This window comes from Bacteroides sp. An51A (assembly GCF_002161565.1).
Lineage (GTDB): Bacteria > Bacteroidota > Bacteroidia > Bacteroidales > Bacteroidaceae > Phocaeicola > Phocaeicola intestinalis.
The window spans coordinates 115,057-132,993 of the sequence record NZ_NFIC01000004.1 but is presented as its reverse complement, the minus strand read 5'-3'; the positions used below and the strand labels follow the sequence as shown (position 1 = coordinate 132,993).

Annotated in this window: 17 protein-coding genes; 1 reads left to right on the top strand and 16 read right to left on the bottom strand. The window is 41.8% G+C overall.

Annotation, left to right across the window (positions count from 1 at the left end):
- Positions 1-45 precede the first annotated feature (45 nt).
- A complete protein-coding gene (rpsA, locus tag B5G04_RS08885) occupies positions 46-1,833 on the top strand; it encodes a 30S ribosomal protein S1 (protein ID WP_022041340.1) in 1,788 nt (595 codons plus the stop codon).
- A gap of 302 nt (positions 1,834-2,135) precedes the next feature.
- Here the strand turns inward: rpsA and B5G04_RS08880 are convergent, their stop codons facing one another.
- From B5G04_RS08880 to B5G04_RS08810, 16 genes are all read right to left on the bottom strand, one after another.
- On the bottom strand, positions 2,136-3,077 hold the full coding sequence (locus B5G04_RS08880; RefSeq protein WP_087396886.1) for a GDP-L-fucose synthase: 942 nt from the start codon (positions 3,075-3,077) through the stop codon (positions 2,136-2,138).
- 51 nt (positions 3,078-3,128) lie between these two features.
- Positions 3,129-4,220, bottom strand: a complete 1,092-nt coding sequence (gmd, locus tag B5G04_RS08875) for a GDP-mannose 4,6-dehydratase (protein ID WP_087396884.1) — start codon at positions 4,218-4,220, stop codon at positions 3,129-3,131.
- A 170-nt stretch (positions 4,221-4,390) separates the two neighbouring features.
- Complete coding sequence (locus tag B5G04_RS08870; protein ID WP_087396882.1) at positions 4,391-5,113, bottom strand: WecB/TagA/CpsF family glycosyltransferase; 723 nt, start codon at positions 5,111-5,113, stop codon at positions 4,391-4,393.
- 384 nt (positions 5,114-5,497) lie between these two features.
- A complete protein-coding gene (locus tag B5G04_RS08865; protein ID WP_239414065.1) occupies positions 5,498-6,691 on the bottom strand; it encodes a carboxypeptidase-like regulatory domain-containing protein in 1,194 nt (397 codons plus the stop codon).
- A 92-nt stretch (positions 6,692-6,783) separates the two neighbouring features.
- Positions 6,784-7,518: a YjbH domain-containing protein gene (locus B5G04_RS08860; protein ID WP_087396878.1), complete on the bottom strand. Its 735-nt coding sequence runs from the start codon at positions 7,516-7,518 to the stop codon at positions 6,784-6,786.
- Positions 7,515-8,417: a hypothetical protein gene (locus tag B5G04_RS08855; RefSeq protein ID WP_087397088.1), complete on the bottom strand. Its 903-nt coding sequence runs from the start codon at positions 8,415-8,417 to the stop codon at positions 7,515-7,517. Before B5G04_RS08855 ends, B5G04_RS08860 begins: the two co-directional genes overlap by 4 nt.
- Before the next feature lie 490 nt (positions 8,418-8,907).
- Positions 8,908-9,534, bottom strand: a complete 627-nt coding sequence (locus B5G04_RS08850; RefSeq protein ID WP_087396876.1) for a DUF3226 domain-containing protein — start codon at positions 9,532-9,534, stop codon at positions 8,908-8,910.
- Positions 9,531-10,580 carry an AAA family ATPase gene (locus B5G04_RS08845; RefSeq protein ID WP_087396874.1) on the bottom strand — a complete coding sequence of 350 codons (1,050 nt, stop codon included), beginning with the start codon at positions 10,578-10,580 and terminating at the stop codon, positions 9,531-9,533. The genes B5G04_RS08850 and B5G04_RS08845 overlap by 4 nt, the downstream gene beginning before the upstream one ends.
- Before the next feature lie 86 nt (positions 10,581-10,666).
- Positions 10,667-11,932, bottom strand: a complete 1,266-nt coding sequence (locus tag B5G04_RS08840; RefSeq protein WP_087396872.1) for a glycosyltransferase — start codon at positions 11,930-11,932, stop codon at positions 10,667-10,669.
- 22 nt (positions 11,933-11,954) lie between these two features.
- The gene (locus tag B5G04_RS08835) at positions 11,955-13,106 is read right to left on the bottom strand and encodes a polysaccharide pyruvyl transferase family protein (protein WP_087396870.1); all 1,152 of its coding nucleotides are present in this window, start codon (positions 13,104-13,106) and stop codon (positions 11,955-11,957) included.
- Between the two features lie 48 nt (positions 13,107-13,154).
- Complete coding sequence (locus B5G04_RS08830; RefSeq protein WP_239414064.1) at positions 13,155-14,396, bottom strand: Coenzyme F420 hydrogenase/dehydrogenase, beta subunit C-terminal domain; 1,242 nt, start codon at positions 14,394-14,396, stop codon at positions 13,155-13,157.
- 11 nt (positions 14,397-14,407) lie between these two features.
- The gene (locus tag B5G04_RS19785) at positions 14,408-14,578 is read right to left on the bottom strand and encodes a hypothetical protein (RefSeq protein ID WP_158100078.1); all 171 of its coding nucleotides are present in this window, start codon (positions 14,576-14,578) and stop codon (positions 14,408-14,410) included.
- Positions 14,575-15,456, bottom strand: a complete 882-nt coding sequence (locus tag B5G04_RS08825) for a glycosyltransferase family 2 protein (RefSeq protein WP_239414063.1) — start codon at positions 15,454-15,456, stop codon at positions 14,575-14,577. The genes B5G04_RS19785 and B5G04_RS08825 overlap by 4 nt, the downstream gene beginning before the upstream one ends.
- Positions 15,457-15,844: 388 nt before the next feature.
- Positions 15,845-16,126 (bottom strand): hypothetical protein, encoded by a 282-nt coding sequence (locus B5G04_RS19320; RefSeq protein WP_143270451.1) that lies wholly within the window; start codon positions 16,124-16,126, stop codon positions 15,845-15,847.
- A 136-nt stretch (positions 16,127-16,262) separates the two neighbouring features.
- Positions 16,263-17,117, bottom strand: a complete 855-nt coding sequence (locus tag B5G04_RS08815) for a hypothetical protein (protein WP_087396864.1) — start codon at positions 17,115-17,117, stop codon at positions 16,263-16,265.
- Complete coding sequence (locus tag B5G04_RS08810) at positions 17,105-17,929, bottom strand: glycosyltransferase family 2 protein (protein WP_087396862.1); 825 nt, start codon at positions 17,927-17,929, stop codon at positions 17,105-17,107. The genes B5G04_RS08815 and B5G04_RS08810 overlap by 13 nt, the downstream gene beginning before the upstream one ends.
- Between the last annotated feature and the right edge of the window lie 8 nt (positions 17,930-17,937).

Here is a 17,937-nt window from a genome sequence, read left to right as displayed (position 1 = left end):
AAGTCTAACACAATTAGTTATTTACAAAACAATTATTTAAACTTAATGGAAAACTTAAAAGACGTAAAGCCCATTGAAGATTTCAATTGGGATGCTTATGAGAGCGGTGAGTCAGCATCAAGCATAAGCAAAGAAGAACAAGAAAAGGCTTATGACAACACCTTGAACAAGGTAGGCGACCATGAGGTGGTTGACGGTACCGTAATCGCAATGAACAAACGTGAGGTTGTAGTGAACATCGGCTACAAGTCAGACGGTATCATCCCGCTGAGCGAATTCCGCTACAATCCCGACCTGAAGGTGGGCGACACTGTAGAAGTGTACATCGAAAACCAGGAAGACAAGAAAGGCCAGCTGATCTTGTCGCACAAGAAAGCACGTGCTACACGCTCTTGGGACCGTGTCAACGCAGCGCTCGAAAACGAAGAAATTATCAAGGGTTACATCAAGTGCCGTACGAAAGGCGGTATGATTGTAGACGTATTCGGCATCGAAGCATTCTTGCCGGGTTCGCAAATTGATGTGAAACCTATCCGCGACTACGATGTGTTCGTAGGCAAGACGATGGAATTCAAGGTTGTAAAAATCAATCAGGAATTCAAGAATGTGGTTGTTTCGCACAAGGCGCTTATCGAAGCCGAACTGGAACAACAGAAGAAAGAAATTATCAGCAAGCTCGAAAAAGGCCAGGTACTGGAAGGTACTGTCAAGAATATCACTTCTTACGGCGTATTCATCGACTTGGGCGGCGTAGACGGTTTGATCCACATCACCGATTTGTCGTGGGGCCGTGTAAGCGATCCGCATGAAGTCGTTCAGTTGGATCAGAAACTGAATGTAGTTATCCTCGACTTCGATGACGAAAAGAAACGCATCGCTTTGGGCTTGAAGCAACTGACTCCGCATCCATGGGACAGCCTCGATCCGAACTTGAAGGTAGGCGACCATGTGAAAGGCAAAGTTGTCGTTATGGCTGATTACGGAGCATTCGTTGAAATCGCTCCGGGCGTAGAAGGACTGATTCACGTATCAGAAATGTCTTGGTCGCAACACTTGCGTTCGGCTCAGGACTTCATGAAGGTAGGCGATGAAATCGAAGCCGTTATCCTGACACTCGACCGCGACGAACGCAAGATGTCTTTGGGTATCAAGCAGCTGAAACCGGATCCATGGGAAACGATTGAAGAGAAATACCCCGTAGGTTCTAAGCACACGGCTAAGGTACGCAACTTCACCAACTTCGGCGTATTCGTAGAAATCGAAGAAGGTGTAGACGGATTGATTCACATCTCTGACCTGTCTTGGACGAAGAAAATCAAACATCCGTCAGAATTCACTCAGATCGGTGCAGACATCGATGTAGTAGTTCTGGAAATCGACAAGGAAAACCGTCGCCTGAGCTTGGGTCACAAGCAATTGGAAGAAAATCCGTGGGATGTATTCGAAACCGTATTTACAGTAGGTTCGGTACACGAAGGACGCATCATCGAAATGCTGGATAAGGGTGCCGTTATCGCATTGCCTTACGGTGTAGAAGGTTTCGCAACTCCGAAACACCTGGTAAAAGAAGACGGATCTCAAGCTCAGCTCGATGAAAAGCTTCCGTTCAAGGTCATCGAATTCAATAAGGACGCTAAACGCATTATCTTGTCTCACAGCCGTATCTTCGAAGATGCTCAGAAAGCAGAAGAAAAGGCAGAAAAGAAAGCTAAGCGTGCAGCTAAGAAAGAAGAAACTCCGATGATTCAGAACCAGGCTGCTTCTACTACTTTGGGTGATATCGATGCTTTGGCAGCATTGAAGGAACAGTTGGAAGGAAAGAACAATAAATAATTTCTTCTTTATATCAGAAAAAGGGATATGCTTTTGGGTATGTCCCTTTTTTAGTAGTACGCTCGGCATGAGTATTAGCTAACGGGTGCAAGTCCCTAATGAGCCCTAATAGCGGGAATCATACAGCCCAAAGCAAGAGTGTCCATTGCGAGTTAGAAATTCTATTAGGATGTATCCGGTGAATAGAATCTTTATTAAAACTCTTTGGTTGTGTATGTTTGAAAAATAAAAAAGCACCTGACGGGTACCGTCAGATGCTTGATGGGAAAAGGTGTTTTCTTGCGGTTATCATCACCTTTATATCACCGTTCTGCCCTCATGGGATTATTCAGAAAATCATCGTAGGCGAGGCGTATACCGTCTTCCAGTTCCGTCTTGTAGGTCCATCCCAAAGCAAAGGCTTTCGACACGTCGAGCAGTTTTCTGGGGGTACCGTTGGGTCGGGTCTTATCCCAGTGTATCTCGCCTTCATAGCCTACAACTTTAGCCACCAGTTCCGTGAGCTGCTTGATGGTCAGTTCTTTGCCGGTACCTGCATTCACCGTTTCGTTGCCTGAATAGTTGTTCATCAGGAACACGCACAGGTTGGCAAGGTCGTTCACATAAAGGAACTCGCGCAAGGGGCTTCCGTCGCCCCAGCAGGTCACGTAGGGCAGTCCTTGTTCCTTTGCCTCATGAAAGCGGCGGATCAGTGCCGGAAGCACGTGGCTGTGTTCGGGATGGTAATTGTCATTGGGACCGTACAGGTTGGTAGGCATTACGCTGATGTAGTCCGTACCGTACTGCCGGTTCAGGAATTCGCAATATTTCAGTCCCGATATTTTGGCTAAGGCATACGCCTCGTTGGTTTTCTCCAGCGGACCGGTCAGCAGGCAATCCTCCGTCATAGGCTGCGGTGCCATGCGCGGGTAGATGCACGACGAGCCGAGAAACTCCAGTTTCTTGCATCCGTTTTTCCATGCCGAATGGATGACGTTCATTTCCAGTATCATGTTTTCGTACATGAAGTCTGCCAGTGCCGATTCGTTGGCAACGATGCCGCCTACCTTCGCGGCGGCAAGAAACACGTATTCCGGCTTTTCTTCGGCGAAGAACTTCTCCACCGCTTCCTGCCGGGTCAGATCCAGTTCCTTATGGGTACGCACGATTATATTCGTATATCCTTGCCGTTGCAGTTCCCGCACGATGGCAGAGCCCACCATGCCCCGGTGTCCTGCCACGTATATCTTCGAATCTTTCTCCATATTACAAAATTCTCAATTGTCAATTGTTAATTATTAATTATTAATTGTCAATTACTTAACGACTCCCTTCTCCAGATACTCTTCCAGATTGGTTCGTACCCGTTCTCCGGCACGTTCCACGGCTACCTTTGCCATGTCGGCATCCACCATCAGCTTCACCAGTTCCTCAAACGTAGTCTTCTGCGGATTCCAGCCCAGTTCCTTCTTTGCCTTGGTCGGGTCTCCCCACAGGTTCACTACATCGGTCGGCCGGTAGAAGTCAGGCGACACTTCCACCAGCACTTTGCCGGTTTGGATATCGATGCCTTTTTCGTTTTCCCCTTCGCCTTCGAAACGCAGCTCGATGCCCACGTGGTGGAAAGCAAGCTGGCAGAATTCCCGTACGCTGTGCTGTACGCCTGTGGCAATGACAAAGTCTTCCGGTTTGTCGTTTTGTAGAATCAGCCACATACATTCCACGTAGTCTTTGGCATATCCCCAGTCGCGTAGGCTCGAAAGATTTCCCAGATACAGTTTCTCCTGTTTGCCTTGTGCGATGCGTGCGGCAGCTAAGGTGATTTTGCGTGTCACGAAAGTTTCTCCGCGTCGTTCCGATTCATGGTTGAACAAGATGCCCGAACAGCAGAACATATTATACGCTTCGCGATATTCTTTCACAATCCAGTAGCCGTACAGTTTCGCTACCGCATACGGGCTGTAGGGATGGAAAGGCGTATGCTCGTTTTGCGGCACTTCTTCCACCTTGCCATACAGTTCCGACGTTGATGCCTGGTAGATGCGGCATGTATTTGTCAGGTCGCACTGGCGTACTGCTTCCAAGATACGCAATACACCGGTTGCGTCTACGTCTGCCGTAAATTCTGGTGAATCAAATGATACTTGCACATGGCTTTGGGCGGCAAGGTTGTATACTTCGTCGGGTTTCACTTTTTTCATTACTTGCAAGATACTCATCGAGTCGCCCAGGTCGGCATAGTGCAGGTGGAAATGTGGAAGTCCTTCCAGATGTGCGATACGTTCACGATAGTCCACAGAGGAACGGCGGATGGTACCATGCACGTCATATCCTTTTTCCAGCAAAAATTCGGCAAGATACGAACCGTCTTGCCCGGTGATTCCAGTGATTAATGCTTTCTTTTTCATGTAGATATTTTTGAGTTTTTAAGTTTTTGAGTTTTTTTAGGTAACAAGTTGACGAGTTGACAGGTTGACGAGTTGACGAGGTCTTGAATAGTTTTGTCAATGGTATCTAAAACCTAGTCAACTAGTACCTGGTACCTTGTCAACTGAATAACACCTAGCCTGATAGTGTCTTATGTGAACTTTTCTTTGCTGATTAGCCATAAGAACTGAATGTTTCCTAAGATGTAGCGTTTCCACATACGCTTGGGTTCCCTTAATAACCGGTATAGCCATTCCAGTCCGTTTTTTTGCCAGGCGAGAGGTGCCCTGTGTACAGTTCCGGCGAAGAAATCAAATACGGCTCCGATGGTACCCGTGTGGCAGTTGATGTTCAGTTCGTTCCAATGCTGATATGTCCATTTTTCCTGTTTAGGGGCTGTCATTCCTATCCATAGCAAGTCCGGTTTAGCTCTGTTCACCACTTCTATCATTTTCCGGTTGTCCTCTTCCGAAAACCGTGCTTTGTAAGGTGGCGAGAACGTCTCTACTACGATTTTCGGGAAGTCTGTAGCACATCGCCGTTTTATCAACTCCAGCACTTTTTCGCTGCTTCCCATGAAGAAACATTTTCCTCCGTGGGCGTTCAGCCTTTTCATTTCCATCATAAACAAGTCCCATCCGGCTATCCGTTCTGTCGGTTTTGACAGTGCGTTCAGCCATTTGCAAGCCTTTACAATGCTTGCCCCATCCGGTATCAGTGCATCTCCGTTTTCCAGGGCTTCGGCAAATAGTTTGTCGTTTTGAGCCATGTTATACGAATAGGCATTGATGGTGTTTATCAGGACTTTTCCTTTAGGCAATGCTTTTAGTGTGTCCATGTTTTCCACGATGGACAAAGATTTTAGTTTTAACATGATTACCGAAAAAAAAGTTGTATTTTGTGTAGGTATTGTCTTGACCTTCAACAGATAGTCTCCCGCGTGAGCTTTCACCGTAATGACATATAGAAAAGTAGTGTGAAAGCACGTGATGAACAGGTACGGGAGAATTGGCAGATTACAATGTTGGCTTTGTCATCTCGTAAGGAGGTGGTTATCGAGGTATACGGTAGAGGTATTTTTTTTAGTTGACTAGGTACTAGGTACTAGTTGACTAGGTTTTAGATAGTTTTGTGGATGTTTGCCAAACTATTCAGAACCTAGTTCCTAGTACCTGGTTCCTAGTTACCTAGTATCTGTACCTAATTCCTAGTTCCTCTGACTCCGTTTAATTACTGGTTCTTTGGGGATATTCGATAATTAATTGCTTCCTCCAGTATGTTGACGGTTTGCCGTATAAGTTCCTATAGTGACGGTACCATAGTGTGTACCGCTGACAGAACGGTTACGGGCACTGACGGAGATTTGTTGAATCTCTTGCGTACCACTGATAGTGAGCAATGTTCCGATAGGCAAAGTTACGTTCAGCGGATAAGAACCGTTCACGGTTGTTGAACCGGCACCGAACATTTGTGCTAATTTTTCTATCAGCAAGGCGGTCAGCACATTGGTTCCGCTGGTTGTTATTTCTGTACCTATCCGGTAGGTATAAGTAGCGTCCCCTACGGTCATGTCGGCAGAACCATACAGGTTATCCCAGGTGTCTTGCGTGAACACGATAGGCTCTGAAGAATTTGAAACCGAAACTGTTACGTCAAGGAACATGGCGTATGAAGTAAATTCGGTTGCTTCGATTGTCACTTTTCCGTTCTCTACACTGATACGGCTGGGGTCTATGTTTACCCATTGACCGTTGACGTATTCTTTAGCTTGTGCTTCTCCTGCCAGTTCTTCATCCAGGGTAAATCCCAGTTCAATCGGTTCGCTTAAGGTAGCATTACTGTCACTACAACTCAAGGATGCTCCGGTCAGTAATGTATTGCTGGTTTCTTCTGCACGGCTCAACAGGTCGCTGTTGGCTGTGTATATCGGGGTGATTTCGATAGTCACGTTCTCCCCTTCTACCGCATTGGCAGGTACCACAGCGTCTACTACGATGGCGGCGTGGTCATTTCCTGTCAGATGTTCTGTGGTTACATTTCCCGAGGTCGACTCTGTTGTGGATACCGTGATTTCAGTTTTTACTTCGTTCGGAAGTACGGTATTCCATGTCAGGTTTTGCGTCTTGCCTGTATCCGTTACGGTCAGGCTGGTTTCTTGGGATTGTTTTCCGTCAGCTTCAGCTTTCAGGGTGTAACTTCCTGCTTTTACATCTTCGAATACATACATACCGTTGCTGTCTGTTTGAGAAGTGGCAGTGCTTGTTCCGCTCAGTGTTACGGTAGCTCCTTGAATGGCGCTTCCGTCCATGTTGCTGATAATTCCCGTCAATGTGTTTGACGCTACGGCTACGGTCGGAGGAGTTACATTGCTGTAGTCCGGATCGTCGTCACTACATGCTGCCATCCCGAATGTCAGGCTTGCAGCAAGGAGCATGAAAGCTCCTTTTCTCATAGAAAATCTCATTTTTTAAGTTTTAAAAATTAAACAAATTATTGATTTTTGTGTCGTTTTCAAGTATAAGGTTCGTGGCAAGCAAAGGTTTTTTATAGTTGTATCTGTAGCATAATGCCTCCCGAAAAATATTTTCCGTTTTGCAAGTTGGCTTGTACGAACAGCAGTTTCCAGAGGTAATAATCCACGCCGATATTGATATCGTTTCCGGTATATTCCACGATACCCCTCAGGTTCTTTTCAAAGGCTGGCCGGTAAGTGATGCCCCCTACGATGCCTTGCCATTTCTTGTTTGTCGTTTCTTTGTACCACCGGTAAGCAAGATGCACTCCCAATTCGTGTCCGTGCAGGTCGAAATGTTTCGTGGCGGCTGCATAGAAATTCTGGTAATAACTTGGCAAATCGTTGCTGACGATATGATAAGGGTCGTTTGTCCCGATGGCAATTGCCGGTATGTATTTTCGTTCTTTCAATATCCGTATTTTGACAGAGAGATACCGGTCTTTCATGAAATATTTCGGTTTCCCGTCTTTTATTCCTTTCAGCAGCGTACATGTATAGGCGAGTTCAATCCAGCTGAACGGGACAATGGACAGGAAATGGTTGAAACTGTGGAATTTATGCTGCACCCCGTCTTGTGTGTATTGCATGACGTCCGGTAAGAATTCTTTGTTGAGGAAAAATGTCCCGATACGTGCCGTACCTGTCGGGTTCATTTCTGCCGATGGTACATGGATTAGTCCAGATATGCCTGTATATTCTTGTGCTTGCAGACGGATTATTCCGATAAGCAGGGAAATTGTGAGGATAATGAGGGATTTTTTCATTGTTTGCCTCCTCCCTTGTCGTAAAAATCCGTTGTCATTCGGTTGACTCCCCACTGGAATGCATGACGGTCAAACCAGCCTTCCCGTTCGTTCTCTTCCGGGTCGGTTGTGTACATCTGGTTGGAGTATGGTTCTGCATTGAAATTGTTGGTCAATCGGAAGTTGGATGTCGGTCGGAAGTTTACTTTCCGGTATTTTCGTTTGTAGGGCGGAATCATCATTACCACCTTGAATCCGGCATTTTCTTCCCATTGGTCGCTATATTCGGCATATATACCAACGGTGCAATGCTTGAAATGCCGCATGATTTCCAGTTGTGCGCCATAATCTTTGTATACGTAGCGTCCTCCCCGAAGGCGGAACTGTGTATTATAACGGTTCAGGTATGCGTCCGCCCCTATCAATGCGGTCCATCGTTCGGGCGTACTGGCACGCCAGCCGGCTGCCATCGAACAAAAGCCTGTCCATCCCAACTGAGCTTCCAGTGCCAGCCAATCATTCAGGATGCACATTGTTTTGATGTCCAGTCCGTAGCGTTCATTTCCGAACCATCCGCCGCTTATTTTCAGGAAATACTTCTCTTTCCATGAATTTTCTTTCGAGATTACCGCCATATTCACCCGTACCCGTTTGTAATAGTCTCCATAGTCGTTATACACAGGGACGTAGATTTGGGCGGCAGCCTGCCATCCGTTACGTCCATACCATTTCACACTGGGGGTCAGGTTGATGAGTGCTTCATACACTTTGTTGTGAAAAATGTCCCGGTAGTGGAAATCCACTCCCATAAAGATATCCACATATCCCGTTCGGATGCTGTCTTGTGCTTTTCCCGCAACGCTTCCGAACGATAGCAGGAGCAACAAGCAGAACCATGTCCGTTTGTACGAAAATGTCATAAGATAAAGGGTTAGTCCGAACAGCTGGGCAGCGAATGGTTGGCCGATGGCAGTATGGTTTATCGGTGCAAGACGATATGCCGGGCTGTTTTTGGGAATATCATTGGTTACTTGCCAAAGTATCCTAGGATACTTCAGCATTTATTATAGGATACTTGGTCGTTTATCCTAGGATACTTTTTTATATGAATATTCGTATTTAACCAAATGACTTGTAGGGGCAGGGTCTGCCTGCCTGAAAACATCCATGTTATAGTCAATCAGAAATGAATTGCGAAAAATCTTTTGTCATGTTCTTGTGAGGATATGTCGAAATAGAATTTGACTATCAAAAAGCAATGTCTAAGGGAACGAAGTGAAGCATTTCGTATCCATCAGCATCCATTTTCGAGATTCTTTGCCAGTGCTCAGGATGACAAAATGAAAGTTGATTTATATTTTGACACACCCTCACTATTTTTTTCGCAAACCAATTTTGTTTTACTATGATTCATTGGGATAGAGAACTTTTCAAGAACTTTGTAAGTTCAGATAAAGCTTCAGCGTTTAAATTCCAATGTTTTTTATTTTGGTAATCTCTGTTTTTTTCTTTTATTTTTTCTTTTTCCGACCTTGATGTACCCAGCAGTGCTTCAAGGTAAGCGTATATTCTGGTTTTTTTGGCTGGAATAGTTAACGGGATACCGTTTCTCCACGGCAAGTGGATTTCTTTTAATGATTGCTCATAATTATCCCAACATTCCATGATTTGTTTGTTTTCCGGATTGATGATTTGTTCCAATAAATTTTCCAATTCGCCTTCGTCTTTGTTGTTTGGAAATAGGAATAATTCAAAGTTTGTTTGGGTTCGTCTTTTCCAATCCAATAATTCTGTTCGGCGTATTTTGCAATCGTCATCAGCATCAAATATCACGAGGTTGATGCCACCGTCGTCAGTTGTCCGTTGCATTTCATTAATAAATGTACCTTCTTTGTCTGTAGCGGTTAGGTTTGTGTAGCCGTTAGTTGATATGATGTTGTCCGAAGGGATTTTTTCATTGAAAACAAATTCCATAAGTTGTTCAATGAATCGTTTGTCGGCGGGACCTTCCACGAAAATTCGATAGATTTCTTTCATCTTCTGATTTCAATTTCATTGTCAATAGCTTCTTTCAATTCATTGTAACCATAGCGGTACACTTGGAAACCACGTTGTTTTGTTTTAGCTACGTTATATACGTTTGTTAGGTTTTGCAAATCTTTCGATTCATACATGGCATTTTCAAGTCCCATCAGACAATCCAAGTTATGAGTTGTGACGAAGAGTTGGATATCGTGTACTTGGATAAATCTTAAGATGGTTTTCCATATCAGTTTGTGTGCACTATAATGCATGCCGTTGTCTATTTCATCAATGAATACGATGTTGAAATCTTCACTGGTGATGGTTGACAAAATATTTATCATGCGTCTTGCTCCATCTCCTGCCATGCTGATGGGTAGAAGTTCCTTTAGTCCTTTTATTCTTAAATACAATCCGTCAGGCAATGCTTCTACGGATTCAATAGCAGGGTCAAAATCATGCAGGGCATTGATTACGATTTGTTTTCTGTTGCGTTTTACCAGCGTGGAAAAATGGGTCGTGGCGTTCGTGTCGTTTTTGTCAACCGGTATGAATAGCGCATTCAAGCTTTCATTATAATTATTGTCGGTTTCTTGTTGCAGGTTTCCGTCTTTCCCGACGATGATTTTCGAATGATAGGCAAACCCTTTTTCGTCTTCTTTGTCGAAATCGAAATTCAGCTGTTTGATAACCGATTGATTGGTCGAATTGCCTGTTGATGCATTTGTTTCATCATAAGCGGTTATGGGTGAGAAAGTCAGTCTCCTCATCTCTTTATTTGTCATCACTCCTTTCAGTAAAGGCTTGTTGTTGAAATCTACGTTATGAAACAAATACCTGCTGTTGTCTATGTTGTTGAATATAACCCCTCTGAGGTAATTTACCCGATTGGAAATGAGCGGATTCGACATACCGCTTAGCATAAATGCGGCTTCCAGTATGGATGTCTTGCCCACATTGTTCGCTCCTACAAAAACGTTGAGTTTTCGCAGGTTATTGATGTCCAGCGAGTCGAAACCTCTGAAATTCGTAATGGTTATTTCTTTAAAGTGATTGCTCATATCTTTGAGTTTTGTTTGCTTGGACAAAAATACTCAAACGGTTTGTAAATTCAAATCTTCGGGATTATAATAATTTAATTCTATGGTTATATATTTTGTCCGTTGTCTTTTTTTGCAGGCGTTGCTTTTTCAAAAAATATGATTTTAGTATACAGTTCCACCATCTGTTTGGCTTTGTTATCCCACGAAAGTTCCAGTTGTCTGGCTTTGCAGTTGATGGAATAAGTTTTTAACAGGTTTCTGTTGTTTTCAAAACGGTTCAAGGCTTCTGCAAAATCCTTGATGGATTGTTGCGGATTAGTTAGTTCGATTTTGTGACCGACTTTTTCATTTACTGAATCACCTTGTCCACATGTATTAAAACATAATACAGGCAGATTATTTCCGATGGCTTCCAATACTACGTGAGGTGTTCCTTCTGCCACACTGGTAAAAAGGAATACATCGCTTTTTTGCATGATGCGCAGCACTTCATTGTGTGTAATCGTTCCATGCCATTTGCATTGCTTGTCTATATTCAGTTCTTTAGCTAATGTTTGGTAGGGTACGCTGTCACCTCCACCCACTATATGTAGCTTGATTCTGGGATTCGCTGTTTTAGCTATACTTTGAATAGCTAAACCTAATTGTTTTCTGAAATCCATTTTTCCCACCCATAATACATCTAATGTATCTTTTTGGGTTTTGTCTATTATGGGGTGTTCTTGCACGTAGCAACCTGTTTCGTTTAGCAGTGGAGAATCTATGTGGAAGAACTTTTTAAATGCTTGCTGTGAGTTTGAAGATGCAGAGACAACGACAGATGCTCTTTCTACAGCTTGGTGTACACGTTGGGAGTATCGTAATTGGATGCCTGTCAGGAAGTTTTTCAGTTTCATGAACAGTTGTATTTTTAGTCCGGCTCCTGCTAAATAGGCAACAGGAAACTTTTCTTTCGCGTCTACAGGTCCCCATACGAAAGGAACATCAGAAATCTTCCACAAATACCCCGGCTCACGGAAACCGATCATGTTCAGTTGGTGCAGAATGTCAATGTGTGTATGCCGGCAAATATCCCTTGCCATTTCGTAAGTTTTCCCTTGCCACTCCTTATAATATTTATAGAAACGCCAGTCCCCTTGATTCCAGCACATCTTCCTGATTTCGTCCGATACGGGATTGTAATAGAAGTGCATGTTCTTACCTTGGGGTAGCGTAGGGACAACCGCTTCTATTTTGTCCTGGAATTCACCTTCAGTGATGATATGCAGTTCGCAATGCTTGGCAAGGTTTACGCACCAGTTCCAAGCCATGCCGGGTTCGCTGCCCATGTTAGGAGAGCAGGCATAGGCGTTGATGAGGATGGAAAGCATGATAAGTATTTATATCAGGAGCTTAAATATTGGTTTTCAAGAAAGCTATTGATTGTTCCCGAACTTGTTGGAGTTTCTTTTGTGCTTCTTTGAAATCTGGCATGTTAATGTTAACGGTATTTATGTCTATGTTATCAGACAACAATCTGTTCAGTAAACCTGTTGATGCCAATAACGATTCCATTCTCGAATTGTTTTTCTTGGCAGAAGAAACTACAGTATAAAAAGGGACACTGAAATTGACAGAAAAGGCTGTGCCGTGGAAAGAATTGGTTATCACATATTCGGCATGAGCTATTAAGAACAGAAATTCTGCCGGACCTGCATCGAGAATGTTGATAACTCCCGTGTCCTTCTTTACGTGGAAAGCCCGTTTGCAAATGCGGTATATAGGAATATTTCTTTCTATTCCTATTTGTTTTGCCAATTTGACGATAGCATCCGAATCCGAAAGTTGGTAAATCAGCACATATCGTTTAGGCATGTCGGGATATACTTTCATGTAAGGCATCCATTCCTGCTTGTTTAATAGCAAGGTCGGGTCAACCACCAACTCCGCATTTCTTCCTGTAAGTTGCTTTACCAATTCCACTCCGGATGCCTCCCTGACCGAAATCACATCTATATTGCTCAGCAGTTTCTTGAACCGTTCCTGTAATTCCGGAGCGATGTGCGAGACACCAAAACTTGAAGCATACGATATCTTTTTTGCTTCTTTAGGAGCAAAAGTAAGAAAATAGGGCTCGATGGAAGAATTGGCTGAAGGGTTCCACACTTGGTCACTTCCTACGATGTAAGTGTTATAGTCAAGGTTCGTTCGGTAAAGTTTTGCCATCGAATTATAGGGTTGGCTGAACTTCGTATTATCCCGGTGAAACGTCTCAAACCGTTTCAGTCGTATTCTTGTTGCCTGATGAAACAGAGGAAATACTTTATCCAGCAAGAAGTTGGCAAAACGGTACTTCAACCAATAGGCTAACTGTTCTTTTCCGCTCATCGGCACAAAGGGCTTTGACTGGTTTGTATCCTTGTATTTCCAGTTTTTATAATAGAGGTAATCTATGATTTCACAAGCGTATCCCAGTTTCTCCAATTTTTTCTGCAAAGCGAATGCCTGTAACTCTGCACCATAATTGTTTACCTTGTCAATAGTGATAATTCCTATTTTATTCATAGCACTATCATTTTTCTATTAAAGAAATATTTGATGGTTTAGGCCATTTTACCCCCCCCCTGTATTTGCATTTGTTAACAAATGTCGGAGCCTTTGGTCTTTACTCAATCGTTTCATTAATTTTGTCCGTTTGTATTTGATATGAAGCATCGTGGCTACTTTGAACACAGCCCAAAACAATTTATGTGGCATTCTATTGGTCAGTATGGCAAATCTAAGCTTGTCCGGAAGTAGCTTCTTCATCAATCCCGGTGCTAATACCATGGGGTGATACTGAATGAACTTATATCCTGTAAACAGGTGCGGATTACCGCCAATGGCTGTAGTCAATGCTTCATCAAATACATATATATCATCTGCCGATTTAACGAAATCGTTTGCTTTATCATTATTAGTCATGATAAGCGACACGCCTTGTTTGTAGTAGTCGGGTATAGATAACCCCCAAAAGTCGGCAAGGGTAATGTCCGCTACTCTTTCTATGCTGGCATAACGGCAATTGCTGCAACTCCTTCTGTCAAGTAGCCAACCTGAATAGATAGCATAAAACATATCTTTCTCTCTGGATAGTTTGCAAGGTTTTCCGTTCACTTCAATCGTTGTGCATTGTGAATATTTCCAGTCTTGCGTGCCTTGGCGTTTATCCCTGAAAGAGTAAATGCGTGGTGACTGATAGTATTTCAGATGCAAGTCCAGTGCTTCCTGACAGGCAATACCATGACACACTACTTCCACGGTAATCAAACGTTCGTTGTTTCTTTTGCTGCCCAGCAATCCATAAAGTGCAGCCACTTGGCATGGACAACCCGAGAACATAACCCAATAACCTGCTTTGAGTTTATTGACTACATCCTTGTATATGCCCGCGGTATTGCTTTGAATGTATTTACTATTGGCCAGTAATGATATGTCTTCCTCACGTTCTACCATAATATGCGATACACGATTGTTGGTTAGATTAGCTCCGACTACAGCTACTTTCTCTTCCTTGTGACTATGGAAGAAACTATGGGCTAATCCGGTGAAAGCACCACCTGAAGCGGCATCCAACCTTTCTTGTTCGTCTTTAGCCCAACCGCCATACACATGTGCTTGGGCCAATTCGTTCTTTCTCACAGGTGTAACAATCGGACAGGCTTTTTCGCACAATCCGCATTCCACGCAGTTCTTTGAATCCACGTTTACATACGTCATCCCGTTCTTTTCTATGACTTGAATGGCATTGTGCCTGCATGTGTCATGGCATGCCAAACATCCTGTGCAGTATTTGTCAGAAGCTAATCTTGGCATATAGGTTACAATTAAGAAGCTGTTTTGAATTTCTCCAAAAAGTTTTTCTTGGCTTGATGTATCCGTTTTCGTGTGTGCTTTGGGCGATTTTTTGGTTCTTTTCGCTCCTGTTCTTCGTCAGATAGCCCGCTATCTTCCTCATCACAGAAGCGAAAATGCCTCAAAAACTCATCCCAAATCATCGCACGATAAATTCAAAACAGCTTCTAAGTTTGGAAATTATTCTAAGAAAAAGAGACCATATAATTAAGTATGCGTAGCGTATATTCTTTTTTATTAAAAAAGAAGTAGTACTCCATCTTTTGTTTAAGAGAGAGAGGATAATCCCTTTTCCTATGATTTCAGCATTTAGTAATTGATGATATTTATTTGTGACAGATATACTTAGATAGCTGGATATGTTTTTTGTATAATCGTGATGAATATTGCTTAAAGAACTATATTCTCTATCGTATAACATAATGGGAATAGGCGTATAAGCAACTTGAAAACTCTCTAGCAATGTATCTGTGAAATAGGTATCTTCTCCTTTACATATTATAGGATGAAATCTAATTGTTGTAGAAAGAGAGGCTTTTTGTACAATAAATGCTCCAAGTCTAAGATTCCATACTTTGTACCAACGTAGTTTGAATGGATCGTTTATTATCCCTACTTGTTGGTAAGAGCAGCCAATTATTATTTTGTTTTTTGGAAATTGTATTTTATAATTAGCTGCACAAATTTTTACAGTTGGATATTTCAAGTGTAAATTCCATAAGACAGATAAGCAATCCTTTCCCAATTTGTCATCTGCATCCAGAAACAGAAGCCAATCTCCTATGGCTTCCTCAATGCCTTTATTACGAGCTTTAGAAACACCTTGATTTTCTTGGCTTATCAAGCGGATTCGATTATCTTGGAAAGATTTTACTATATCCGGACCATTGTCAGTCGAACCGTCATCAACAATAACTATTTCGAAATCTGTATAATCTTGAGATAAAACCGATAGGACTGTTTCTTTAATGCTGGAAGCTTTATTATAAAGAGGGATAATTATCGAAATCAGTGTATTCATCTTGATAAATTGTTATTGTTGCCTTCGTTTTTTATATGTCTGATATATTTCATTATTGTTCTTTTTTATTTACATGATATTACTATACTTATTTCGGTGAACTTCATTGACTGCATCATCTTATGAGTCTGTTGTATAGTATCTTACTGATTTCCTCTTAAAAAGCTGATAGGATTTAGCGATTGTTTTATTATTTTTCTTTCTTTTATTGAAGTTGGTAAAATCTTGAGTTTCACAAACCGCTTATTTTTCTTTCAAGAGGGTATGGACAGAATGCAGACACAACGGCATTAGTCCTCTATAGCAATACTTCTAACCACAGCCAATTACCAATTTATTCTACGAGGATTTTCAGACATCAACTTTAATAAAGAACAAAGGTGCTCTCTTAGTCATTGATAAACTCTTCTAAGCGTATGTAACTTTGCTTTATTATATTTTTGCAAAGTTTGTCTATGCCTATTAAATAAGATGAATAGGAGGGATTCCTGTTCTTTTTTACTCTATAAAAATCAGTAAATGCACATATTGCTCCTATAACAAGACTACCTCCAATTGAAATTATACTAAACGGATTTGCTTTAAGGGTACCCAAAGTACTTAAAACAGCCATAGAAACAGGTATTCCTGTTGTAATTGACGAAAATCCCATATTCCTCCAATTATCCATACTTTTTTATATTGTTCTTTAGAGTCTAATAAATCTTTCACGAAATCCATACTCACTTGTCCTGCATACTGAATATTTGAAATCCTAGCAAGATGACTGGTTAAATCATCAAATCTCTCTCTCAATAACTTCCCATTCACACCCTTTTCTTATATGCTTGATATAATTGTGAAATAAAGCCTTTTATTGTTTTGCATAATCCAATTCTTTTTATAGTAAAAGCAATAGGATTATGTAATTTATTTGCCCATTTCTTCAATTCTTTCCCATTAGAGTTCAGTACGACAGGCAAAGCTGCTTTTAAGAACGGAATACCGTGATGATTTGAACTGAATGGTATCTGATATAAGTTATGTTGTGGCTTTATATATTTATGCTGTTCCTTATCCCATGGGGAATGTTTGGAATAGAAATAGTAGATTTCAGTCTTCTCATTAATAAATGGGACAATGTCATAGTATTTATCTCTTTCATTTCTTAATCTAAATATCAATGGATTGATGGTTTCTGAGCTTTGTTCCAATAAAGAACCAATTTCAAATTGAGGATTAAATGCAAATACAGTCTGTGCATTGATAAGTGACCCATAAAGTATTGCAGCGTAACCTCCTGCCGAACTTCCCAAAGTAATGACATCTGTATAACCTTGTGTTTCTTGTTTTAGAAATGCTGCAAGCTTTTCGGGGGAATTGATGTTGGTATTAATGCCGGCTAAGTACCATTGCTTAAATACATCACGTATAAAGATGTGTTTGCTTGCCCTGTTTATCCGTGTATGATACCACTCGTAAAAGTCCTTGTTAACAATACGTTTCGTGAATATTCCTTCTGAGTTTGGATAATAGATGTCATTGCTACTAAAATAAATGACACAAGTATCAGCATCTCCATTTTTAGAACACTCTATCAAATAGTTATTGTTTGTTTCATATACTCTTCTGACGAGTGCAGAATCTGTTTGAAATACATAAGTGTTATCTAACTTTTCCATAGTTGTGGGAATAAGACTCTGATATGTATAGTAATGAAATGCCTGACGGCCGTCAATAGTCCGAAATTTTTTCTTTCATAGTGAAAAAAAGGCAAAGGTTCTGCATAGCCTAAAGGTGAATACAGGTTCTTTATTCTTTTTCGCAAGGGAACTTCCGGACGTGCCCATGCCGGGAGCTTGGGATTATTTTCACAATATCCTATATAACAAGGTACCACGAAGTTCTTTAGTCCTGCATGCGTAGAACGATAGCCATAATCCAAATCTCCAATAGCATGTCTGAATGTCCAATCTAAGTTTCCCAACCTTTCATACACAGATTTCGGAATCAGTACACAATTCCCATGAAATGTGTCGCACAGTTGAAGTTCTCCATTGGGGACAAGTATTTTGTTATTTTTATATCCGCCATAGGTCGCAATATCTTTATGCTTAGAGGTTGTAGTCCCCACAATAATAGATTGATGGTTTTGTTTATAGGAAGATTCTATCATAACTTTTAATGCATCTTCTATAAGATTTGTATCATCATTCAACCAAAGGTAAAAATCGTAATTCTGGCTTTTTGTTGCTACTTCCCATGCGGTGTACATCCCTCTGTTCCAAAATAAATTGCCATTTCCTTTTATAATATGCACTTGCGGATATTGTGCACGTATGGCTTCGGGTGTTCCATCGGTACAACCGTCATCCGTTAAGTACACATCCATTTGGTAGTCGACAGGAACTTCCTGTTTGAACAGGTTTTGGAGGCAGCATAATGTTTTTTCTTTACGGTTGTGAACCGTGAGCAGGACTGCGATTGATTTCATAAAAAGTC